We start from the raw sequence: 22,403 nt of genomic DNA on the forward strand, positions 1-22,403 counted from the left end.
CTCCTTCGCCCTTTACGGGTGCAATCTCCGTCATATAGTGTGTGAGACCAAGCGTCAGAAATCAAGACACAGCGTCAGAAGGGAAGGGCCATGCCACTTCGCGACGAACACCAGATCGTTTCCGTCGACGATCACCTAGTCGAGCATCCGCGAGTGTGGCAGGACCGTCTGCCGGAGAAGTTCCGCGAGGCCGGGCCGCGGATCGTCGAGAAGGACGGCATGCACCTGTGGAGCTATGACGGGCAGATCTTCCCCACCATCGGTTTGAACGCAGTGGCAGGCAAGCCGCCCGAGGAGTGGGGCCTAGACCCGGTGCGCTACGAGGACATGATCCCGGGATGCTATGACCCGGTGGCCCGCGTCGCTGACATGGATCTCGACGGCGTGCAGGCGGCGCTGTGCTTCCCCTCCTTCCCAGGCTTCGCCGGCGGCACCTTCCAGCGCGCCGACAACAAGGAACTGGCGTTGTTGTGCGTCAAGGCGTGGAACGACTTTTACATTGACGAATGGTGCGCGACCGCACCCGAGCGCTTCATCCCGCTGGCCATCCTGCCAACGTGGGACATCGATGCCTGTGTCTCCGAAGCGCAACGTGTCGCGGCCAAGGGCGCGCGCACCATCTCGTTCCCGGACAGTCCGGTGCCGTTGGGGTTGCCGTCGTTCCATTCGGATCACTGGGATCCGCTGTGGCGGGTGTGTTCGGAAACCAAGATGCCGGTGTCATTGCACTTCGGCTCGGGGTCCTACGTCCCCGGGTTCTCGTTTTCCGCATTAAAGGCCGACAACAGCATGGTCAACGCGCTGCCAGATGCGCCGTTCGCCGTCGCGACCACGTTGTTCGCCACCAACCTGATGTGGACCACCGTCGATTTCCTGTTCTCCGGCAAGTTGCAGCAGTTCCCCGAGCTGCAGATTTCGTTGGCTGAGGGCGGCATCGGCTGGGTGCCCTACATCCTGGAACGGTCGGATTACGTCTGGGAGCGCCACCGCTACTACCAGAACATCGATTTCGACACCCGCCCGTCGGACTTGTTCCGCAAACACTTCTGGGGGTGCTTCATCGACGACATCCACGGCTTGAAGAACCGCCATGAGGTCGGCGTCGACCGGATTACGCTCGAGATCGACTTCCCGCACTCCGATTCCAACTGGCCCAATTCGCGCAAGCGCGCCACCGAAGTGCTCGCCGAAGTGCCCGATGACGAGTGCGCGATGATCGTTGAGAACAACGCCCGCCGGATGCTGAACTTCCCGCGGGTAACGGCGGGTGAACCGGCGCTGGTGAGCTAACTGGCTCTTGGCGGTTCGGGCCCTTGGCGCATACCGCGTCGAGGGCCCGACCGCATTTCGACTTGACGAGCGCTGCTACCAATCACAACCAGTGAGTTCAGCCGAAATCTCCCACAGACGCCGTGCGTCGCGGGCATCACGCGCCTTGGCCGCCAATGCGGTGGGTTTGGGCCGACCCCATTGGTGCAAGAGTCCCCGGGGCGCGATGTAGCTGCCGTTCGGCAAGTCCGTCGAAATGGCCTGAATTGTTGACTGGGCGCCCTGCTCCGGGGTTTGCGCGAAACGGGGGGCGAGAACCCTGCCCGACCACCGAAGCGCTGCGGAGCCGTCCCTGATGATGTCGGTGTCCGTCATTCCCGGATCGGAGAGATACGCGGTGCGGCCACGCTGCACCAGTTCCCGCACGAACAGCATGTTCGCCAGCTTCGACTCGTTGTAGGCCCCGAAAGGGCTGTAGCGGCGGTGGTGGCAGTTCAGGTCGTCGAAGTGTATTCGGGCCAACGCGTAAACACTGCTGGCCACTGAGATGACACGGTCGCGGATCCTATCGCCGAGCAAGCACGTCAACGCGAAGTGGCCCAGGTGGTTGATGCCCATGTGGGCCTCGAAGCCGTCGGCGGTGCGAGTAAGGGGCAGACCGAGGACCCCGGCGTTGTTGACGAGGACATCCGTGTAATCAATAGCGTCGGCGAATCTGCGGACGCTGGCTAGATCGGCGAGGTCCACTTCTGCCAACTTGACGTCACCGACCATGGCACGAGCCGCATCGCGACCCTTCGACAGGGTCCGGCACGCGATGACAACTTCGTGGCCCGCGGCAGCCATCGCCGCCGCCGTCGCCTTACCCACCCCGCTGTTGCCCCCCGTGACGATAATTCGCATCCGGCCATTCCCTTCGCGCTCTCACTCGCCATCAGCATGAACGGTTTATAGTTATTTATATAACGGTATCGTAGTTCAGCACTGCCCTTACTTCGGATTCAGGTAACGAGAGGACCGCCGTGCCCGTCGACCGAATCCTGCCGACGCCAGAAGCACACGACTACATCGACGCCGCGCGGCGACGCGACGCCGACATGGCGTACTGGTGATCAGCCGTCAGCTGCGCGCCGCCGCGGAAAGCGACCGAAAGGACCACGTATGACACTGACGACGAAATTCACCAAGGCGTTCGGGGTCGAACATCCGATCGCCCAAGGCGGCATGCAATGGGTCGGCCGCGCCGAGTTGGTCGCCGCCGTCGCGAACGCCGGCGCACTCGGCTTCATCACCGCGCTGACGCAGCCCACGCCGGCCGATCTCGCCAGAGAGATACAAAGGTGCCGCGATCTCACTGACAAGCCGTTCGGGGTGAATCTCACCATCCTGCCCACCATCAATCCCCCGCCGTATGACGAATATCGCCGAGTGATCGTCAAGTCGGGGATCAAGATCGTCGAGACTGCGGGCTCCAATCCCGCTCCACACTTGCCGATGTTCCGTGACAACGGAGTCAAGGTGCTGCACAAATGTACGGCCGTGCGCCATGCCGTCAAGGCGCAGGAACTCGGGGTCGACGGAATAAGCATCGACGGCTTCGAATGCGCCGGTCACCCCGGTGAGGACGACATCCCGGGCTTAGTGTTGATACCCGCCGCCGCCAAGCAGATCGAGATACCCATGATCGCCTCCGGCGGCTTCGCCGACGCACGCGGTCTCGTCGCTGCACTCGCGCTGGGCGCGGACGGCATCAACATGGGCTCGCGCTTCATGTGCACCGTTGAATCGCCGATTCATCAGAACGTTAAGGAGGCCATCGTGGCAGGTGATGAGCGCGGCACCGAGCTGATCTTCCGCACGTTGCGCAACACCGGACGCGTCGCCAGCAACACGGTATCGCGCGAAGTCGTTGAAATCCTCAACGGCGGAGGGCAATTCGAGGACATCCAACACCTGGTTTCCGGTGTCCGCGGAGCGCGAGTGTACGAAACCGGAGACCTAGAAGCCGGAATCTGGTGGATCAGCACTGCCATGGGACTGATCAACAACATACCCACGGTCGATGCCATGATTTCCCAAATCATCGATGAGGCCGAGGATCTCATCAACGGCCGGCTCCGCGACGTGGTCGGCTCCCCCACGGCCGCAAGCGTGTAATCACGCCCTGACAAGTCTGGCGTCCTGGCAACGCGTCCGTCAAACCATACGATAAGGGAGCACGCGATTAACGATCCCGTTGCCGCGCCGCCGAGCGATCAGGCACCTCACCTACACCGTGGACGCACATGGCACGAGCTCCCGGTGGGACTATCCTTCCGCACTGGCAGCCGCACGATCACCGAAAGTGACTTCGTCCAGTTCGTCACCTGGGCCGGGTTCACTGAACCGCTCTTCATGGATGGGTCAGATGTCTTGGCGGGCAACGGCCGTCGACTAGTGCCGACGGCTCTGACCTATAGCGTGGTCGAGGGGCTGGTGATACAGACCCTGGCATTCGCTGGAACCGGGATCGCTTTCCTGGGTATGACTTTGACGGCAAGACGGCCTGTGTACGTCGGCGACACGCTGCATGCGGTGGTCACCATCACCGAATCCCGCGCGACGAAGAAGTCCGACCGGGGCATGGTGGCAAGCACCGTCAGCGTCCGCAACCAGCACTGCGAGGATGTCCTCGAGTATTCACCTACGCGGTTAGTCCGGAGCACAACGCCCGATGACGGCGGCACCGGCTCACCGTAAAGGCCAACCGGAGACGCGTTCGATCCGCGTGGTCAGACGCCGAGCTCGTCGCGGGGCTATCCGATCGCGTCGCCACCGCGGCGCCCGGATCGAGTCGCGCTCGCCGTCAATGTAGAGACGACGCTCGGGGTTAAATTTGATCGACGACACGGTCCGGCTGCGCAATCATGCGCCGTGGGCTCCCCCGTTTGCCCCGCGCCGAAAGGCCTATCCGCTTACTCATTCGCCCACCTTGATAGGTTGCGCACGTTCGAGGACTGGAGGCCCTCAAGGTCGAGCCCCCAGTGCGCTTTCATCCATGATGAGCACGCCGCGGATGTTCTTGCCGGTGCGCAGATCCTCGTAACCCTCGTTAATCTGCTCCAGTCGGTACCGTTTGGTGATTAATTCGTCGAGTTTCAGGTCGCCGCGACGGTAGGCCTGAAGAAGCTGAGGAATCTCGTAGCGCGGATTCGCCGACCCGAACAGCGAACCGCGAAGCGTCTTCTCCCAAAAAGTGAGCTCGACAAGACTCAGGTCAACACTCGTCTGCATGAACGGAGCAACTGCGGTCACCACCACGCGGCCTCGCTTGCCCACAAGATTCACAGTCGGTGATATCAACTCCGAGGTGGCAAGGCCGACCGTCAGAATCGCCACGTTCGCCATTTGGCCTTGCGTCGTTTCGGCGACGAGTTGCAGCGCCTCCTGAAGGCTGCTCGCAACGTGGGTGGCACCGAACATCTTCGCGTGTTCGCGCTTCCACTCGACAGGTTCGACGACCACCACATTGGCGGCGCCGGCCGCTCGCGCGCCTTGCACGGCGTTCATCCCAATTCCGCCAACACCGATCACGACGACGGTCTCCCCCGGACGAACGGCGCCGGCGTGAACGGCTGAACCCCACCCGGTGGCTACTCCGCAGCTCACCAGACAGGCAAGGTCCAGGGGCACGTCCTTGTCGATCTTGACGATGGATGCCTCGTTGACGACGGTGTGCTCGGCGAACGCTCCGAGCATGCACGCCAATCCGACGTCGCGGTCCCGGGCGTGTGCCCGGAATCCGCCGTCGGACAGGGCCCGACCAACCGGGATGTTCACACCGAGATCACACAGGTTCTGCTTTCCGTTGACGCACGACGGGCATCGCCCACACGACGGGACGAAGCTCATCGCGACGTGATCGCCGACCTCCACTGATGTCACCCCGGCGCCGACCTGAATCACCACGCCGGCACCTTCGTGGCCGCCCACTGTCGGCAGCACAATCGGTTGGTCTCCGGTGACCGAGTGCTCGTCGGTGTGACACAGCCCGGCCGCGGCCATCTTGATCAGTACCTCACCTGACTGCGGTGGATCCAGTTCGATTTCCTCTACGCTCCATCGCTCCCCGATGTTCCACAAAATCGCGGCTCTCGTCTGCACCTGTGTTCCTACCTTCATTGACCGTTGACTCCCTCACCTCGTAATGGTTACGGTAACTTCCAATCAACAGTCGGTGTGACGAATGACACAAGTTGTCGGCCGCAAATGAGACATGGGAATGGAGGGGCCGGTGCGCACAGCAGGGCTAACACTGGTATCGGCCAACGATCACTTGATCGAATCCGCCGATGTCTACGACCGACGGATGCCGCGCAAGTGGAGTGACCGCGCGCCGCGCGTTGATCGTCTTGACGGTGGCGGTCAGCAGTGGGTCTTCGAGGATCGGGCGATTCCTCTGTGGCGGAACTGTGCGGTCGCCGGGATGACGCCCGAAGAATGGCTGGGCCCGATGATCGTCTCTTACGAGGACATCCGCGAAGGCTGCTACGACCCACGGTCCCGGCTCGCCGACATGGACGCCGACGACGTCACGGCGTGCGCGCTGTACTCCTCTCCCGTTGGGATCGGTTTTGGCGGGGAGATGTTCGCTGCTGCTGCGAATGAACCGGAGCTCGGGATCGCGGCGATGCGAGCCTGGAACGACTGGTATCTCGAAACCTGGGTGGCGGCTGCCCCCGATCGCTTCATCCCCATTCAGGCGACCTGGTATCTCGATGCGCGTGTCGCCGCGGAGGAGATCTATCGCAACGCCGAGCGCGGCTTCCGCGGGGTAATGCTGCGCAACCCCACCGATCTGGGGCTTCCGTGGCTCGGTGACAGCAGCTGGGATCCGTTCCTGCGGGCTTGTCAGGAAACTGGCACGGTTATCTCGCATCACACCGCCGATCTCTCGCATTGGCCCAAGATCAATTGGAACCGCGACTTGGACACCGTGCCCTACGGTTTCGCGAGCACCATCTTCCAGTCAGGAGCCATCGAGGCCGTCGCCAGCTTTGTGTGGGCCGGTCTTGGCGTGCGGTTCCCGGGTCTGAAGGTCACAGTCGCGGAATCGGGCGGGACCTGGTTGCCGCACCTGATTGAACGGTTGCAGTGGTGCGTTGACTACTCGCTGCTGCATCGCCGTGGTTGGCCGGATCCTGATCGCACACCACTTGAGATGCTCCAGGAGACCTTCACCTTCAGCACCCTCGAACCGGCAAACGCTCGACGCCTCGCCGCCGAGACGGGTTTCACGAATTGGACCCTCGAGGTCGATTATCCGCACATGGAATCCCTTTGGCCCCACAGCAACTCAGTGTTCTCGAAGGAACTTGAGGGCGCCGCCGCTCAATTCGTCGAAGACATCACCTGGAGGCGACTGTCGGATCTTTATTCGTTCCCGGTCAAGGCGGCGGTCAATGCCTGACACCGCCTGCATGTTGATCGACGGCGTTGCGCGATCCGGATCGGGTGATGCATTCACGATCGTCGACTCGTCGACCGAGACCGCGGTCGAGACCGTCACCCTCGCTTCGCCACGTGACATCGACGATGCTGTCCGCGCGGCTCGCACCGCATTCGATGACCGCGGGTGGCGCCAAAGCACACCCGAGGAGCGGGCGAAATTGCTCGAAGCCTTGGGCCAGGCATTACTCGACCGAAGTCAAGCCATCGGCGAAACGATCAGCCGTGAGAACGGCAATCCCATCGCCACCTCAGTATTGATCCAAGCGTTGTCTCCAGTCGCCCTGACCCATTACTTCGCGCAAGTCGTGCGGGACTTCGAGTTCGACGAACCACCGCGCACGGGCTTCGGGGGCAACCCACTGTTGGTGAGTCGGGAACCGGTGGGAGTGGCGGCCGCAGTGGTGCCGTGGAACGTGCCGATAGCTATCGCTCTTCTCAAACTCGGCCCCGCCATCGCCGCCGGCTGCACGATCGTGATCAAACCCGACCCCCATACCGCGCTCGATGCTCAGTTTCTCGTTGAAGCCGTCAGGGACGCGGGATTCCCTGCGGGCGTGGTGAACATCGTGCCCGCCGACCGAGACGTGAGCGAGTATCTCGTCACCCACCCTGGTGTGGACAAGGTTTCGCTGACCGGATCCGCGGCGACTGGCAAACGTGTTGGGGCGCTATGCGGCGAACTGGTGCGTCCCGTCACTCTGGAACTTGGCGGCAAATCGGCTGCCATCGTGTGTGAAGACGCCGACCTCGATGAGGTTGTGGCGGGATTGCTACCCGGCATGACGATGATCAACGGACAAGCTTGCGTGGCGCAGACTCGGCTGCTCCTACCGGCCAATCGCGCCCCTGAATTCGTCGACGCGTTCGCCACTGCCTTCGGTCACTTGCGGGTGGGCAATGCTTTGGACCCTCTGACCGAAGTCGGTCCGCTGGTGTCAGCTAGGCAGCGCGATAGGGTCCTCGGTTACATCGAGCGAGGTGTCGCCGACGGCGCGGGAGTGGCCGTCGGCGGCAAGGCCGCAGATGTCGACGGCAAGGGCTACTTCGTGCAGCCAACGCTGCTCACCGATGTGCACCCCGATTCCGTTGTCGCACAGGAAGAAATCTTTGGACCCGTGGTCACCGTTCTGACCTATGACGACATCGATGAAGCTGTCTCGATCGCGAACAACTCCCGCTATGGGTTATCTGGATCGGTATGGACGTCAGACTCTGAATACGGAGTGCAGATCGCCCGGCGGGTCCAGACAGGCACGATCAACGTCAACTACTTCGGCACCGAGATGGCCGCGCCATTCGGTGGATACAAAGACTCGGGCCTGGGCCGCGAAAACGGCCCAGAGGCACTCGATGCCTACCTGCAATACAAGTCAGTTGGCGTCAAGGACGCGTAGGAGAACCACACCATGCCACTGCAGGATCATCATCACATCGTGTCGGTCGACGACCACCTGATCGAGCCGCCGAGGGTCTGGCAAGATCGCTTACCGGCGTCACTGCGCGACGCTGCGCCCCGCATCGTCGAGGTGGACGGAAATCATCTCTGGCAGTACGACGATCAAGTCTTTCCAACGCTGGGCCTCAATGCCGTTGCAGGCAAGCCGCGCGCCGATTGGGGTTTGGACCCGCTTCGTTACGAGGACATGATACCGGGCTGTTACGACCCTGCTGCAAGGGTCAAGGACATGGATCTCGACGGCGTGCAGGCCGCGGTGTGCTTCCCATCCTTTCCGGGATTTGGCGGCGGCACCTTCTTCCGCGCCAAGGACAAGACATTGGCTGCGCTGTGCTGCCAAGCCTGGAACGACTTCTACATCGACGAATGGTGTGCGACCGCTCCGGAGAGATTCATTCCCCTTGCGATTCTTCCCTTCTGGGATATCGAACTCGCGACACGCGAGGCTGAACGGGCGATCGCCAAAGGGGCGCGCACGATCTCCTTCCCGGACAGTCCGCAACCGCTGGGTTTGCCATCGTTCTACACCGATCACTGGGATCCGTTGTGGCGCATATGCTCCGATGCCGGCGTGCCGGTGTCGTTGCACTTCGGCTCAGGCTCCTACGTCCCAGGGTTTCCGTTTCAGGGCTCGGATGTCACGCCGGATATGGCCAAAAAGCCTGTGCCGTTTGTCGTAGCGATGATCCTGTTCTCGTCAAATCTCATGTGGACAACGGTGGACTTGTTGTTTTCCGGTGCCTTACAACGCTTCCCCGGATTGCAGTTCTCGTTGGCCGAAGGGGGTATTGGCTGGATTCCGTATCTGCTTGAACGCTGCGACTACGGATGGGAGCGGCACCGGTACTACCAAGACATCGACTTCGACGCACGACCGACTGAGCTGTTCCGGCAGCACTTCTATGGCTGCTTCATCGACGACGAACACGGCCTGAAAAGCCGGCACGAGATCGGGGTTGATCGCATTACGCTCGAAGTCGATTATCCCCATTCTGATTCCAACTGGCCGAACAGTCGCAAACGCGCCGCGGAAGTGTTCGCCGATGTCCCCGACGACGAGGTCGAAATGATGACGGAAACAAACGCCAGGCGCATGTTGCGCTTCCCTCGGCGTGATCAGGTCCTGCGTCAAAGTTAGTTACGAAGCCGAAGCTGTTGTGCGGCGGAAACGGAAGTGGGGAGCATATGGTGCACACGGCAGAATCCATGCCTGCGAAGGTGAAGCCGATCGACGCCGAGTTCGATCAGCATCAAGTCGAGTTCGGCGAATGGGCATTCGACATTCTCGATCTCAGCCGTGATACTCAGCGCATCTCGCGCAGCGAGTCTCACGGCGGGTTTTGGGTCATCACGGGATATCAGGATGTCGTCGACGTGGCACACAATCCTGCGACGTACTCGAACCGCAATGGTATTGGGTTTCCCGCCTTCGTCGCCAGCGAGGCGATGATACCCAGTTCTCTTGATCCACCGGAGAACATTCCCTATCGGCGAATTCTGGCCGAACCGTTCGGCCCAGCCGCTGTTATGAAGCGCGAGCAAGCGGTACGCAGTCTGGTCAATTACCTGATCGATGAGTTCGTCGAAGACGGGAAGGTGGACTTCTATCAGCAGCTGGGTACCCCGGTGGCCGCGATAGTCACGCTTCGCATGCTGGGCATGGATGCCACGCTGTGGCCCCGCTATGCCGAAACGTCGCACACGATTTGGGAAAACGGCTGGATCCCAAATCTGCCCCAGGAAAAGCTGGACGAGATCGGCCCCAAAATCTTCGAGAACTACACCTGGGTCTTCTCGACGATGCGCGAACGAGTCGAGCAGCTGCGTAAGGACAATCTGCCCGGCGATAGTGTGATGCATCACCTGGTGCGCGGATCGGTTAACGGAGAAGACATTCCCGTGGAGAAGCTGACGCATATCATTCACAACATTTACGAGGCCGGCCTGGACACGACCGCTTCGGCGGTGGGTTGCATGGCCGTCAGGCTGGGCCAGGATCCCGACTTGCGTGCACTGCTGGCGCGTGAACCTGACATGATTCCGGCGTTCATCGAGGAGTCGCTGCGCATTCAGTCACCGACGACGATGCTGGGTCGTGTCGCCGCCAAGGACTGCAAGATAGGTGAGCACCTGATCCGAGAGGGCGACACGGTATTGCTATCGTTCGCTGCCGCCAACCGCGACCCAAGAGTGTTCACCAATCCCACGAACTTCGAGCTCAACCGCAAGCCAAATCGCCATGTGGCCTTCGGGGTCGGGACGCACCGCTGTGTCGGTTCGCATATCGCTCGTTTGGAGTTGCGGGTCGTGCTCGAGGAACTGCTTCGCCGAATCCCCGATTTCACCGTCGATCCCGAGTCACTTGTACTGGCTCGGGATGCCGGCATCGTGTTCGGCTACCTCCAGGTCCCCGGCAAGTTCAATCCCGGCGCCCGGGAAAACAAGGCGGGGCCCGAACTTCTTTCGGACCCGTGGTGACCATCGACGCCAATAAAAGGCAGGTATCAACATCGTGACCGCACTCCGCAGTCCAGAACTGGACTTCTTGAACGAGGCACCGGTCAGACTCCACCGCACTGCGACAGTAGGCGTCTCCAAGGCTCGTCTCTTCGCCGTCATCGCAGAGAAGCCGCCAGAGTGGGGGCGTTGGTGCCCCGGCTTCACGACTGCGAGTCGATGGACCACGTCCGGACCGCCTGCTGTGGGCAGCAAGAGGACGATGCGCGCGTTCGGCACCGACTTTCACGAAACGGTACTGGCATTCGACGAAGGCGCCAGGTTCGCGTTTCGCCTGGACGAGTGTGTGGTTCCCGCGATGAAGGCGTTCGTCGAGGATTGGACCTTCGAAGCCGTGGAGGAGGGCACCACACCGAAAACGCGAGTCACGTGGTCCATGGCCGCTGATTCGGCATTGCCTGTCGCGGTGATGAGTTCATTCATCACGGGATTCCAGATTCTCTTGATGACGGGGGCGGTACGGCGACTAGAGCGGCGATACGGCGGTTCCTAGGCAGATGTCCGGCCAAGTCGGGGTCGTCTTCATCCACGGCGGACTCCACACCGCCCAGTGCTGGCGGCGGGTGCTCCCGCTAATTGAGGCGCCAGCGATAGCTCCCGATCTGCTCGGCCGCGGGAAGCGACCAGCGTTACTATCCGAGCTCCGGATAGTAGACGTTATCCGGGATGTCGTTGACGACGTGAAGGCCGCGGGCTGGCAACGCACGGTGGTGGTGGCCCACTCGCTCGGTGGCATCTCGGCTACCGGCATTTGCGAGTCCATCCCGGACCAGATTGCGCACGCTGTGTTCATGTCGGCCGTCGTTCCGCGTCCCGGCAAACGGCCGATCGATGACCTGCCCGTCGCCATGCGCTGGCTGGCCGAGTCGACGATGCGACGACAACGCAATCGGCGAAATGGAAGGTTTTCCTTGCCGAAATGGATTGCCCGCCAGATGTTCTGCAGCGACCTTTCCCCGAGCCTGACTGCTGAGCTGGAGCGCCAGTGGGTCCCCGACACACCGTGGCTCGCCTTCGACTCAGCGACGCAGAATCCGATTCCCGCGCAGATCGGACGTACTTACGTTCGGCTGACGGCCGACCGCGCGCTGTGGCCCCCGTTGCAGGACAGGATGATCCGAAACGCCGCGCCGGTGAACGTTATTTCGGAGCCACACGGGCACAGCGTCATGCTGAGTAACCCACAGCGGTGCGCTGAAATAGTCAATAACGTTGTTGCACAGTGTAAGTCCGGTTGAGGTTAGGATATCGGAAATCCGCTACCTGAAGCACCGGCCGAGCGCATCGCTGAATTGAGCGCCAGCGCCTTGCAATTCGCCAACACCCGGGCCGATGACGGAGTCACCGCCGCGTTGCAACGGCCGAAGGTGCGGCTCGCAGAGCTTCTGACGACCGTGTTGACCGGTTACGCGCGCCGGCTGGCCCTAGGGCAGCCATGACGTCGGCGATGGGGCCCACCGACAGGTTCCGTGCCGCCATACGCAATGGCGCCGTATCAGGATATGACGACATTCCCCGTGTGACGCGGGATCTCATCGCTAAGTATGTTGACGATCTGGCTGCGCTCGACCTCTTGGAGTCGACGGCCGCTTGGAACGAGGCGACGCCTCGATCGCCGCGCGGATGCCGTTAATAGTCAAGTCGAGCATGGTGTCGAACTGCTCGTCAGACCCAAATCTGGCGTCTCCCACGAATTCCGTTGGCAGCGAACTACTCAGGGAATGGGTCAGTTGCTCAACCAAGCCGCGATAGGGACTCGCTGCGTCGGTGTAGTCATCGCGGCGCAGCGCTGACGCGACGGTGAACAGCGACAGACCGATAAACGCGCGTACGGCCAAGTCAGCCCTGACCCCAGCAGCAACCATTGAGGTGACGTGACGGCGGGCGTGCTCGGCCATCGAATCGAAATCCGTTGATCCCGAGGGCATCACCTGGCCCCGAAAAAAGAGCAAATCCGCCAAAGAAGGGTGCCGCTTCAGGCTCTCCCGAATGGAGTGATAGTGCGCGCGCAGTTCTGCATCCCAGGCTGCGCCCTCAAGGTCCTCATGCTGGTCATACAATTCTGTGGCCGCGCGGTGGGCCATCGCGTCCAGAAGTTCATCTCGGCCGCGGAAATACGAGTAAAGCGTCATCACACCGACGCCCAGTTTTTTGGCAAGCAGAGTCATCGTCAATCCCTCGAGACCTACCTCCCGACTGGTCTCCAGCGCTGTCGACACGATCTGCTCCTCGGTCAGGGACCGCTGCACGCCTCCGCGCCTCGCGCTGCGCGACCGCCTCGCGGTAGATGACATGCGCGGCCTTTCCCGGGGCGATCGGTTGACAGTCATCCCAGCGTACGTCCCAGCTGGAACGTAGCGGCCAGCACCGAGCTCCGGTCCGTCTCCATGTCAGCTCGGGCTGAGCACCACTAACGGGATGTCGCGCTCGGTGTTGCGCTGGTAATCGGCAAAACTGGGCCACATCGCCACCATCCGCGGCCACCACACGCATCTCTCCTCACGTGTAGCCAAACGCGCGGTCACCGAGTGAGTATGGGAGCCCACCTGCACGGTGGCGGACTGCGCCGCCATCAGATTCAGATACCACTGCGGAGCACGGTCATCACCTGCGTAGGACCCGGCCACCACGTAGTTGTTCCCATCCCGCAAGTAATAGACCGGCGTTGTCCGAAGCCGCCCGGTTCGTCTGCCCGGCGCGGTGATCAACAAGGCGGGCGCACCCAGCGAGGTACCTAAATGGCCGCGGCCCAACCGGTAGAGCGCAGCGTGCGAACTCGACAGTGCACGCTGGAACGCGTCTTTGACTCGGGGAAAGCGAACAAGCCAGATCATCGGCATACCGCCGACTCGCCACAACCACGTCAACTTGGGCGGCTCGATTGACCCGGACGCCGCACCTTTTCCCACGATCCGTATCGTACAGCGTACGGTAACGTTTATGGCCGGTGCTCATATGTTGCGATGGCGCCGAGACAACAACCGGCCGTGGCTCGTCTGACAGCACAGACGGCGGGCCATACCCGACGAGGTTGCCCATATGACCACCGAGATCCATCCCGGCCCAGAACGCAGGCATCGAGCGTCCAGCGCTGCCGGACAACTCGTGACCGATAGGACGCATGACGGCGGTTATCTAAACCCGTTGCATGTAACAGTTTTCGCGTTATCCCGGTGATTTCGCATCTCAGTCGGGCCGCACCTGGTTCCGGCCGTGCCGGTTCTGCCAAGCACCGCGGGGCCCTCACCACCGGTCAGGTCCTGTCAATAGACGGTTCCAAACTTAATGATGTGGCTGGACCGGTCGATGGCGCCGGGGTGGCACACCGCAGCGGCGCGGTCGGTGCCGTGAACCCGGGGTGGTACAAGGCCGTGACCATCCCGCTCCCGATGGGTCCATCGCTGTCGAAGAGTGTGGCGCTGCCGGTGCCGATACCTGCATGGTGATAATGCGTTAGGGCGGCCAAGCCGATGTAGTCGCCGCGAGGGAGGCGACTGAGCGTCATCGTGTAGTCGGCATTGATGAATTGAAGACCGGCCGTTCCCCAGTTCGCGAGTGAACTGGTGATATCAGCCGCCATGGCTGCGCGAACGAAAGGTCCGAGTGGTTCGTCGTCAACGAGGGGATGGGTTTCCTTCACCCATGCATACTTTGGCCCGTCGTGCCGCCATTCATCGAGTCCGACACCGGCGCTCCCATGCACAGGATCGCGACCGTACGAGTGGATCAGCATGGGAACCTCGAGGGCCACTGAATCAGGGCCGGCGGGTGGCGTCGGCATCGATATCGGCGACGTCCACACTGCATTGGCTTCATGCTCGCTGGGGCCAAGGAAAAGTACACTGCCGCGGGCGACCAGGATGCCTCGCTGGGTCATCGTGGCGTCGATCAACCGCAACCGTCGCCCATCACGAATGAGAGAGGTTTCCACTGTTACGGGGTGGAGGCTGACCGGACGGAGCAGATCGACGGTCAGCCGGGCGGGCCGCAACTCGATCGTTGGCGCCGCTCGGTCAACGGCGTGAGCGAGCAGACCGCCAATGTAGTTGCCGGCCAACGACGGACCCCACGGCCCCCTGGCGATCGAGGTCGGCGCGAAGATGTCACCATCAGAGACGAAGAAGGGCGCTGGCATCAGCCGGCCACTCTCGGAGCGCTCTTACGTCGGACCCTACGGACGGGCGTGAACACTAGTACCTCCTCATCGTGCTGATTGCACACGACCATGAGTGTGGTGCCGGTGATGACGGGGCACGAATGGCCGCGTCCAGGATTCGGGCCTGGATTGCTCAAGGGATGGGATCTGGCTTCAGTCGCCGCATCGCGCGGGTCGTAGAGACAGCTTCGCGAGCGTCCATGGCGGAGCCTCAGCGGAGCCAGCGGCCGAGGGCGAGGGCGTAGTCATCGAGTTGACTCTCGTAGCGCTTGTGCGACAACCCGGTACCGAGCACGACTTCCTCGAAGCCGCGTCGTTCAAGCTCGGTCAGGTACTCCGCCAACGTGTCCAGGGGGCCGCTGTACGCGAGGCCGATGTACATCTTCAGATCGTCACGGTCGCGGCCGACGTTCGACAACTCTTCGTCGAGCATGACGAGACAGTCATCGATCTGTGGAACGGTCAGGCCCCACCCGAACCATCCGTCCCCGAGACGCGCCGTACGTCGAAGCGCGGCGCGGGTGTTGCCGCCGACCAGGATCGGCGGGTGAGGATTTTGGACGGGCTTGGGGTAGGCGACGACGTTCTCGAAGCGCACGAACTCGCCGTGGTAGGTCGACGGGTTCTCGGTCCACAAGGCTCTCATGGCCCCGACGTACTCATCACACCGCTGGCCTCGTCGTTCAAAGGGCACCCCGAGCGCGGCGTACTCCTCCTTGGCCCAGCCGATGCCGATGCCGTAGTCGAAGCGGCCCTTGGAGAAGTTGTCCAGGGTGGCGATGTCTCGGGCACGCACGATGGGGTTGCGTTCGGGGAGGATCTCCACGCTGAGTCCGACGCGCAGTTCAGTGGTGGCGAGCGCAGCGGCGGTGACGGTCAGAAGTGGTTCGAACAATCCCTGATCCTCGTGGAACCCAGCGTCGCCGAGGGCGCTATCGGGAGCGTGGGACATGTAGTTCTGAAAGAACACGATGTGATCGCCGCACCAGAACGACGCGAAGCCCCTCTGCTCCATGCCGACGGCGGTGGCCTGGATGAACTCCAACCCCCGACCTGGCCGACCGTCGATCATCTGCGTCATACCCAGCCGCATGAAACAACCCCGTTCCCATCATTGAACGCCAGAGGACATTGCGAAGGTCAACGACTATACCGGTATATGATTAGATGTATAGTCGGTACAGACTACGCCGGTGATCAGAATTGGGTGCAATGACTTTCGATCTCATGACATGGGTCGCCGTTGGGCGGCAAGTCGACTGCGCAGCGCGGCAGGCAAGACTGGGTGCGGCGCCATTAGGTGCGACTGCTGAATCACTGCACATATGAGTCGGTACGACCTGCAGTTCGAAAGCATCCCGAACATGGTGCGTGCCAGTGCGGACCGATTCGGTACCAGTGAGGCTCTCGTCGATCTGGATGCTGGAGTCCGATGGACCTTTGAGGACGTCGCCCGCCAGATGATCATGTCCGTTCGTGCGGCCATCGCGTTCGGCATCGAACCCGGCGATCGCGTCGCGGTGTGGGCGCCGAACAGCGCCGACTGGATCGTGGCTGCGCTGGGAGTGCTCGGTGCCGGCGGAATCCTCGTACCGGTGAACACTCGGTTCAAAGGCCCCGAAGCCGCCTATGTCCTGCAGAAGAGCGGCGCGAAAGCGGTGCTGGCGATTCCGGAGTTCCTGGGACAGGATTACGTCGCGATGCTGAGAGAGGAGGCAGTCAGCACCCCGATCGTCCTCATCGGACCCGGTGCGGCCAACGGCACTACAGGCTGGACCGAATACTTGGCCGCTGGCGAGCGAATTGCAGAATCCACGGCGCTGTCGAGAATCGCCGCCGTCCGGTCGGATGACCTGTCCGACATCATGTTCACCTCAGGCACCTCAGGGGCGCCCAAAGGCGTCATGCTCACGCACGGCCAATCTTTGCGCTCCCTCGGCTATCTCACCGAGGTATTCACGTTCCGTCCCGGTGACCGGAACCTCATCGTTCCGCCGTTCTTTCACGCATTTGGCTATAAGGCCGGCTGGATGGCATGCCTGATTCACGGGGTTTGCATCATCCCGCAAAAGGTGTTTGACGCCGACGTCGTCTTGCACCGCCTCGCCGACGAACGTGTATCGATTTTGCTGGGTCCGCCAACGATCTTCTATGACCTCATGGCACATCCTCGCCGTCGGGAGGTCGACCTGTCGCATCTGCGGGTAACCGTCCCATCGTCCTCCAGCGTGCCGCCGATCTTGTTCACCGAAGTGCGCGATGAACTCGGGTTTGACGTGGCGCTATCCGCCTATGGCTTGACTGAGTCGACGGCGATGGTTACTCACTCCGCGCCGGGTGACAGCCTCGACGACGTGGCGAACTCCGTTGGCCGTCCCGCGCGTGACATCGAGGTCAAGCTCGTCGACGATGCCGGCGCCGAAGTGGCCGCCGGCGAGCCCGGCGAGGTGCTTGTGCGTGGCTACAACGTGATGCGGGGGTACTGGAATGATCCGGATGCCACCGCACTCGCGATCGACTCGGACGGCTGGCTGCACACCGGGGACGTCGGCGTCATGAACGAGCGTGGCTTCTTGAAGCTCGTGGACCGCAAAAAAGACATGTACATCGCGGGGGGATTCAATGCCTACCCAGCCGAGATCGAGCACACCTTGCGCCAGCACGAGGGCATTCTCGACGTGGCTGTCATTGGCGTGCCTGACGAGCGGTTGGGCGAGGTGGGAGCCGCGTTCGTGGTTGCCGAGAATGTCCACGCGGACCAGCTCATCTCGTGGGCCCGTGGACGATTAGCCAATTACAAGGTGCCCCGGCACGTTGTCTTCGTTGAGCAGCTACCCCGCAACTCCAGCATGAAAGTCCTGAAGGGCACTCTGCGGCAGCAGTGGGCCGACTTGGCCGAAGCGCCGTGAACACCGTTGTCATCACTTCGAACGCGGACATCGATACGTCAATTCACTAGTAGCGCAACCAGTTAAGGGCCCAACCTTGACGTCGATAACGAGAAGGGAGCCTGTGCTGTGCCGCTGGCAATAACAGAAGACCATCGCGACCTCGCCGAGGTGGCCAGTGCCTTGGTGTCCGGCCGCGGGGGTCTCGCAGCCGCGCGTCGGACCCTCCTGGAACCGAATGTGCCCGATCGATGGTGGTCGACCGATCCCCTCTGGAAAGAGATGGTGTCAACCGGGTGGCTCGGAATGCACATCGACGAGACGTATGGTGGCCAAGGCTATGGCTTGGTTGAGCTGACCATCGTGCTCGAGCAGCTTGGCCGTGCCGCGCTCGGCGGTCCGTTCCTGCCCACGGTCGCGGCGTCGTCGGTAATTGCCGAGTTCGGCACCCACGAACAGCGCGAGCGTTGGTTGCCGGGGTTGGTGTCCGGAGATGTCGTTGCAGGCATCGCCTTCGCGGGCAATGCGCTCGCGGCGGGGTCGCGCATGTCGGTAGAGGCCGTCCCGGCACTCGCCGAACCGGGAGCCGACCTGTACCTGGTGTGGTCCGGACAGGATGTGTTGATCGTCCCGGCATGTGACGCCGTCGAGGCGCGGCGCACCGACAGTGTCGATCAGCTGATGAGATCCGTTGCAGCCGTGGTGATGTCGGAGGCGCCAATCGCCGATACGCTCGTCGGCGCAGCATCGCCTGCGTTGAAGATCCTGCGTCTGCTCGCCGCCGCCGAGGCCGCGGGTGGACTCGCCGCCTGCACCGACATGGCCACGACGTACGCTGCTACCCGCGAGCAGTTCGGCCGACCGATCGGGTCATTTCAGGCCGTGAAACACCACTGCGCCAACATGTTCGTCGACGCCGAACTGGCCACCGGAGTCGTCTGGGATGCTGCACGCGCCAACGGCGATGAGGCCGAACTGGCGGCCGCCATGGCCGCAGGCCATGCGCTGCCGGCATACCAACGGGTGTCATTGAAGAACATTCAGATACTTGGCGGCATCGGCTATACCTGGGAACACGATGCCCACCTGTATCTACGGCGCGCGACGGTGCTGAATTCGTTCTTCGGGGACCAGTCAGCGCTTCGCGACGCGGTCTACGACATGCAACGCGCCGGAATTCGCCGACGCAATTCCGTCGACCTGCCGCCAGATGCCGCGCAATACCGCGAGTCGGCCGAGCGGTTTCGAGCCGAGCTCGCCACAACGGACGATGAGGAAAGTCAAAAGCTTTGGGCGCGAAGCGGGTATCTGGAGCCGCACTGGCCGAAGCCTTTTGGTCGCGCCGCGGACTCGGTCGAACAGCTGGTGATCGACGAGGCTCTCGCCGGGTTGGACAAGCCGAGTCTTGGCTTGGGCGAATGGGTGTTGCCGACCCTGTTGCAGCATGGCACCGCTGAACAGATCGAGCGGTTGATGTGGCCTAGCATGGAAGGCCGTTTTCGATGGTGTCAGCTGTTCAGTGAGCCAGGTGCAGGATCCGACGCTGCGGCGGTGTCGACACGCGCCAAACGTGTCGAGGGTGGCTGGCTGGTCACCGGGCAGAAGGCATGGACCAGCCAGGCGATGAACTGCCAATGTGGCTTGGCCACCGTCCGGACGGACCCCGATGCCGCCAAACACAAAGGCATCACAGCGATGATCATCGACCTCGCCGCTCCCGGTGTGACAATTCGCCCCCTCACCGAAATCACCGGCGAGACACTCTTCAACGAAGTGTTCTTCGACGATGTTTTCGTCGCCGACCGCGATGTCGTCGGAGCCGTCAATGCTGGCTGGACAGTCGCCATGGCGACGCTCGGCAACGAGCGGGTATCGATCGGAGGCGGTTCGGTCACCATGGAGGCCGAATCCTTGCTCGATTTGATGAGGCGTCACGGCGGCGATGATCGTGGACTTGCCCGCGAGGTCGGCGCCTTGCTCGTCGAGGCTTACGGCATCGCAGCCCTGAACATGCGTCAGGCCGCCCGCGCGGTGTTCGCGTCAGGCCCCGGCGTCGAAGGCAATATCGTCAAGCTCGTGGGCGCCGAACATGCTCAGCGGGTGGCGGAGCTGGCAATGAGCATCGCCCGACCCGCTCTGCTCACCGGCGGCGGACTCGAGGTCGCGCACGATTACCTGTTCAGTCGGTGCTTGACGATCGCCGGCGGGACGTCAGAGATCATCAGAAACCTTGTGGCCGAACGTATTCTGGGACTTCCCCGTGAGCCCGCAGCGAAGTAGCGGACCCCGTCAGCGCGTTTCGGTGTATCGCCCGGTTAGCCCGCGGATGATCCTCAACGACATCGCCGAACGCTCGACATGCCTAAGAGCTGTTGAGGAGCGGGCCGGATCCAGCCAACGATCAGCCGGATTACGGGTCAAAGCTGAAGTGACAGAACCGGATTATGCCGATTAACCAAATGATGAGGATGCCGATGCCGATCACCGACCTGCCCAAGATGCGTTCGTGGCTGTTCGTGCCCGGCGACAGCGAGAAGAAGATGGCCAAGGCGGCCGCGAGCGCAGCCGACATCGTCGTGATCGACCTGGAGGACTCGGTTGCGCCCGCGTCCAGGGCGGCGGCGCGGTCACTGGTGCACGACTTCATTCACGCCAACCCCGATGAGCGCCACCGCCTATGGGTACGGGTCAACCCGCTCGACGGGCCGGACACGCTGGTCGATCTGGCGGCGGTCATGCCCGCGAACCCGGGCGGGATCATGCTGCCCAAAGTCTATGGCCGACAGGACATTGAGGTGATGAACCACTACCTGTCCGCGCTCGAAGTCACCAATGGCGTCACCGAAGGTTCGACACCGGTGATCGTGCTGGTGACCGAGACTGCCGAAGGCATGTTCCACTGCGGCGATTACAAGGGTGCACCACGCGTCGTCGCGCTGACTTGGGGCGCCGAGGACCTTGCCGACTCGATCGGCGCGACGTCGAACCGCAATCCCGACGGGTCATACTCGTTCACTTATGAGCTGGCGCGGTCGATGTGCCTGCTCGGCGCAGCGACCGCCGGGGTTGCGCCGATCGAAACGACCAGCGCCGACTTCAAGGACCTCGACGCGCTGCGTGACCGTGCCGAAAAGGTGCGGCGCGACGGTTATCGCGGCATGCTGGCGGTCCACCCGGCGCAGATCGATGTGATCAATGCCGCCTTCATGCCTAGCCCCGAGGAGATTGCCGAGGCCCGCGAGATCGTTGCGGTGTTCGCCGCGAACCCCGGCGTCGGCGCGATCGGCTGGAAAGGCGGCATGCTCGCCCGGCCTTACCTCGCGCGCGCAGAGACGGTGCTGCGACAGGCCGGCGAGTGACTACCTACATCACGGGCGAGGCGCTCGACCTCTCGGCTTATCTCAAGCGCGGCGACCGAATCGTCTTCGGCCAGGCCTGCGGCGAGCCGACCACGCTGGTCGAGGCGCTGATCGCGCAGGGGGCCGACATCGGAGGCCTGTCTGCGTTCATCGCCACTAGTTTTTCCGGCCTGTTCCAGCCGGACACAGCCAGCGCGTTTCGCCTCTCGAGCGTGGGCGCGATCGGCGTGCTGCGGACGATGGCCAAGGCACACGCGCTTGATGTCATCCCCGTCCACATCAGCCAGGTCGGGCCGCTGATCACCGCTGGCGTGATCGGCTGCGATGTCGCGATGATCCAGGTCAGCCCGGCCGACGCCGAGGGCAATCACAGCTGCGGCCTGATCAGCGATCATGTCCGCGCGGCGGTCGATAAGGCGCGCGTGGTCATCGCCGAAGTCAACGAGGCGGTGCCGTTCGTCGCTGGCGAGATGGTGCCGGGCGACGCGATCGACGTTGCCGTCATGGTGTCCCGCGCACCCGTCGAAGTCGCGGCGGCGAAGATCGGCGCGACCGACGAGGCGATCGCCAGGCTTTGCGCCCCCTATATCGGCGACGGTTCAGTGCTCCAGATCGGCATCGGCGCGGTGCCCGACGCGATCCTGCGCCAACTGCACGACCGCCGCGACCTTGGCGTTCACTCAGGGATGCTCGGCGACGGGCTGGTCGACCTGGCCGAAGCCGGCGTGCTGACCAATGCCCGCAAGGAGATCGATCCGGGCATCTCGATCAATGGCGCGCTGATCGGCACCCGGCGACTGTACGACTGGGCGAACCGCAACCCCGAGATCCGTATGGCGCCGACCAGCTACACGCATGATGCCGTCGTGTTGTCGCGACTGTCGCGGCTGGTGACGATCAACTCCGCGCTCGAGATCGATCTCACCGGACAGGTCAATGCCGAGCAGTCGGGCGCGGCTTACCTGGGCGGCACCGGCGGCCAGGTCGATTTCGTTCGCGCCGGCGCGCGCTCACCGGGCGGTGCCTCGCTGATAGTTCTGGGCTCGACCGCCAAAGGCGGCAGCGTGAGCAAGATCGTGCCGAGGCTCTCGGGTCCGGCGACCACCGCGCGCAGCGAGGTCGACGTGATCGTCACCGAATACGGCGCGGCCGAGCTCAAGGGGCAGACAATGGCCGAACGCGCCCGGCGTCTGGTCGCGATCGCCCATCCCGACTTCCGCGAGGCGCTCGACCGCGAGGCCCATGCGATCTCACAGAGGGGCTTCTGA

At 62.6% G+C, this 22,403-nt stretch carries 19 protein-coding genes and 1 pseudogene; 13 read left to right on the forward strand and 7 right to left on the reverse strand.

The window, feature by feature from the left end:
- The first annotated feature begins 90 nt into the window (after positions 1–90).
- Positions 91–1,290: an amidohydrolase family protein gene (locus ACWW36_RS03270; protein WP_456140177.1), complete on the forward strand. Its 1,200-nt coding sequence runs from the start codon at positions 91–93 to the stop codon at positions 1,288–1,290.
- Positions 1,291–1,365: 75 nt separating this feature from the next.
- Here ACWW36_RS03270 and ACWW36_RS03275 read toward each other — a convergent pair whose 3' ends face one another.
- Complete coding sequence (locus ACWW36_RS03275) at positions 1,366–2,172, reverse strand: SDR family NAD(P)-dependent oxidoreductase (RefSeq protein WP_456140178.1); 807 nt, start codon at positions 2,170–2,172, stop codon at positions 1,366–1,368.
- Positions 2,173–2,430: 258 nt separating this feature from the next.
- Between ACWW36_RS03275 and ACWW36_RS03280 the strand changes: the two genes are divergently transcribed.
- Both ACWW36_RS03280 and ACWW36_RS03285 read left to right on the forward strand, forming a co-directional pair.
- Positions 2,431–3,426, forward strand: a complete 996-nt coding sequence (locus ACWW36_RS03280) for an NAD(P)H-dependent flavin oxidoreductase (protein WP_456140179.1) — start codon at positions 2,431–2,433, stop codon at positions 3,424–3,426.
- Positions 3,427–3,570: 144 nt separating this feature from the next.
- The gene (locus ACWW36_RS03285; RefSeq protein WP_456140180.1) at positions 3,571–4,008 is read left to right on the forward strand and encodes an FAS1-like dehydratase domain-containing protein; all 438 of its coding nucleotides are present in this window, start codon (positions 3,571–3,573) and stop codon (positions 4,006–4,008) included.
- Between the two features lie 267 nt (positions 4,009–4,275).
- Here ACWW36_RS03285 and ACWW36_RS03290 read toward each other — a convergent pair whose 3' ends face one another.
- Positions 4,276–5,412: an NDMA-dependent alcohol dehydrogenase gene (locus ACWW36_RS03290; protein ID WP_456142347.1), complete on the reverse strand. Its 1,137-nt coding sequence runs from the start codon at positions 5,410–5,412 to the stop codon at positions 4,276–4,278.
- Between the two features lie 130 nt (positions 5,413–5,542).
- Here ACWW36_RS03290 and ACWW36_RS03295 point away from each other — a divergent pair, with 130 nt between their 5' ends.
- From ACWW36_RS03295 to ACWW36_RS03320, 6 genes are all read left to right on the forward strand, one after another.
- Positions 5,543–6,718 (forward strand): amidohydrolase family protein, encoded by a 1,176-nt coding sequence (locus ACWW36_RS03295; protein WP_456140181.1) that lies wholly within the window; start codon positions 5,543–5,545, stop codon positions 6,716–6,718.
- Positions 6,711–8,153 (forward strand): aldehyde dehydrogenase, encoded by a 1,443-nt coding sequence (locus ACWW36_RS03300; protein ID WP_456140182.1) that lies wholly within the window; start codon positions 6,711–6,713, stop codon positions 8,151–8,153. Before ACWW36_RS03295 ends, ACWW36_RS03300 begins: the two co-directional genes overlap by 8 nt.
- A gap of 12 nt (positions 8,154–8,165) precedes the next feature.
- Positions 8,166–9,353, forward strand: a complete 1,188-nt coding sequence (locus tag ACWW36_RS03305) for an amidohydrolase family protein (protein WP_456140183.1) — start codon at positions 8,166–8,168, stop codon at positions 9,351–9,353.
- A gap of 80 nt (positions 9,354–9,433) precedes the next feature.
- Positions 9,434–10,693 carry a cytochrome P450 gene (locus ACWW36_RS03310; RefSeq protein WP_456140184.1) on the forward strand — a complete coding sequence of 420 codons (1,260 nt, stop codon included), beginning with the start codon at positions 9,434–9,436 and terminating at the stop codon, positions 10,691–10,693.
- Positions 10,694–10,727: 34 nt separating this feature from the next.
- Positions 10,728–11,225: an SRPBCC family protein gene (locus tag ACWW36_RS03315; protein WP_456140185.1), complete on the forward strand. Its 498-nt coding sequence runs from the start codon at positions 10,728–10,730 to the stop codon at positions 11,223–11,225.
- A gap of 4 nt (positions 11,226–11,229) precedes the next feature.
- Entirely contained in the window at positions 11,230–11,970 is a 741-nt protein-coding gene (locus tag ACWW36_RS03320) for an alpha/beta fold hydrolase (protein WP_456140186.1), read from the forward strand.
- 300 nt (positions 11,971–12,270) lie between these two features.
- Here ACWW36_RS03320 and ACWW36_RS03325 read toward each other — a convergent pair whose 3' ends face one another.
- The 5 genes and pseudogenes from ACWW36_RS03325 to ACWW36_RS03345 form a co-directional block, all read right to left on the reverse strand.
- Positions 12,271–13,062, reverse strand: coding sequence for a TetR/AcrR family transcriptional regulator (locus ACWW36_RS03325; protein ID WP_456140187.1), 792 nt, complete (start codon positions 13,060–13,062; stop codon positions 12,271–12,273).
- Positions 13,063–13,122: 60 nt separating this feature from the next.
- Positions 13,123–13,641, reverse strand: coding sequence for a nitroreductase family deazaflavin-dependent oxidoreductase (locus tag ACWW36_RS03330; RefSeq protein ID WP_456140188.1), 519 nt, complete (start codon positions 13,639–13,641; stop codon positions 13,123–13,125).
- 344 nt (positions 13,642–13,985) lie between these two features.
- Complete coding sequence (locus ACWW36_RS03335; RefSeq protein WP_456140189.1) at positions 13,986–14,867, reverse strand: thioesterase family protein; 882 nt, start codon at positions 14,865–14,867, stop codon at positions 13,986–13,988.
- Between the two features lie 88 nt (positions 14,868–14,955).
- A pseudogene (locus ACWW36_RS03340) lies at positions 14,956–15,090 on the reverse strand (nitroreductase family protein); the annotation flags it as partial.
- Between the two features lie 9 nt (positions 15,091–15,099).
- Positions 15,100–15,981 carry a TIGR03619 family F420-dependent LLM class oxidoreductase gene (locus ACWW36_RS03345; protein WP_456140190.1) on the reverse strand — a complete coding sequence of 294 codons (882 nt, stop codon included), beginning with the start codon at positions 15,979–15,981 and terminating at the stop codon, positions 15,100–15,102.
- Positions 15,982–16,213: 232 nt separating this feature from the next.
- On the opposite strand from ACWW36_RS03345, the gene ACWW36_RS03350 reads away from it, so the two are divergent.
- From ACWW36_RS03350 to ACWW36_RS03365, 4 genes are all read left to right on the forward strand, one after another.
- A complete protein-coding gene (locus ACWW36_RS03350) occupies positions 16,214–17,797 on the forward strand; it encodes an AMP-binding protein (RefSeq protein WP_456140191.1) in 1,584 nt (527 codons plus the stop codon).
- 108 nt (positions 17,798–17,905) lie between these two features.
- A complete protein-coding gene (locus ACWW36_RS03355; protein ID WP_456140192.1) occupies positions 17,906–20,056 on the forward strand; it encodes an acyl-CoA dehydrogenase in 2,151 nt (716 codons plus the stop codon).
- Positions 20,057–20,250: 194 nt separating this feature from the next.
- Positions 20,251–21,135 carry an HpcH/HpaI aldolase/citrate lyase family protein gene (locus ACWW36_RS03360; protein ID WP_456140193.1) on the forward strand — a complete coding sequence of 295 codons (885 nt, stop codon included), beginning with the start codon at positions 20,251–20,253 and terminating at the stop codon, positions 21,133–21,135.
- Positions 21,132–22,403 carry an acetyl-CoA hydrolase/transferase family protein gene (locus ACWW36_RS03365; protein ID WP_456140194.1) on the forward strand — a complete coding sequence of 424 codons (1,272 nt, stop codon included), beginning with the start codon at positions 21,132–21,134 and terminating at the stop codon, positions 22,401–22,403. Before ACWW36_RS03360 ends, ACWW36_RS03365 begins: the two co-directional genes overlap by 4 nt.

Source organism: Mycobacterium sp. MMS18-G62 (genome assembly GCF_053877835.1).

What these genes read in the sequence shown, in the direction of transcription:
- ACWW36_RS03270 (WP_456140177.1), top strand. Translation starts at nt 91, where the DNA reads ATGCCACTTCGCGACGAACACCAGATCGTTTCCGTCGACGATCACCTA.
- ACWW36_RS03275 (WP_456140178.1), bottom strand. Translation starts at nt 2,172, where the DNA reads ATGCGAATTATCGTCACGGGGGGCAACAGCGGGGTGGGTAAGGCGACG.
- ACWW36_RS03280 (WP_456140179.1), top strand. Translation starts at nt 2,431, where the DNA reads ATGACACTGACGACGAAATTCACCAAGGCGTTCGGGGTCGAACATCCG.
- ACWW36_RS03300 (WP_456140182.1), top strand. Translation starts at nt 6,711, where the DNA reads ATGCCTGACACCGCCTGCATGTTGATCGACGGCGTTGCGCGATCCGGA.
- ACWW36_RS03305 (WP_456140183.1), top strand. Translation starts at nt 8,166, where the DNA reads ATGCCACTGCAGGATCATCATCACATCGTGTCGGTCGACGACCACCTG.
- ACWW36_RS03320 (WP_456140186.1), top strand. Translation starts at nt 11,230, where the DNA reads ATGTCCGGCCAAGTCGGGGTCGTCTTCATCCACGGCGGACTCCACACC.
- ACWW36_RS03325 (WP_456140187.1), bottom strand. Translation starts at nt 13,062, where the DNA reads ATGACTGTCAACCGATCGCCCCGGGAAAGGCCGCGCATGTCATCTACC.
- ACWW36_RS03335 (WP_456140189.1), bottom strand. Translation starts at nt 14,867, where the DNA reads ATGCCAGCGCCCTTCTTCGTCTCTGATGGTGACATCTTCGCGCCGACC.
- ACWW36_RS03345 (WP_456140190.1), bottom strand. Translation starts at nt 15,981, where the DNA reads ATGCGGCTGGGTATGACGCAGATGATCGACGGTCGGCCAGGTCGGGGG.
- ACWW36_RS03350 (WP_456140191.1), top strand. Translation starts at nt 16,214, where the DNA reads ATGAGTCGGTACGACCTGCAGTTCGAAAGCATCCCGAACATGGTGCGT.
- ACWW36_RS03360 (WP_456140193.1), top strand. Translation starts at nt 20,251, where the DNA reads ATGCCGATCACCGACCTGCCCAAGATGCGTTCGTGGCTGTTCGTGCCC.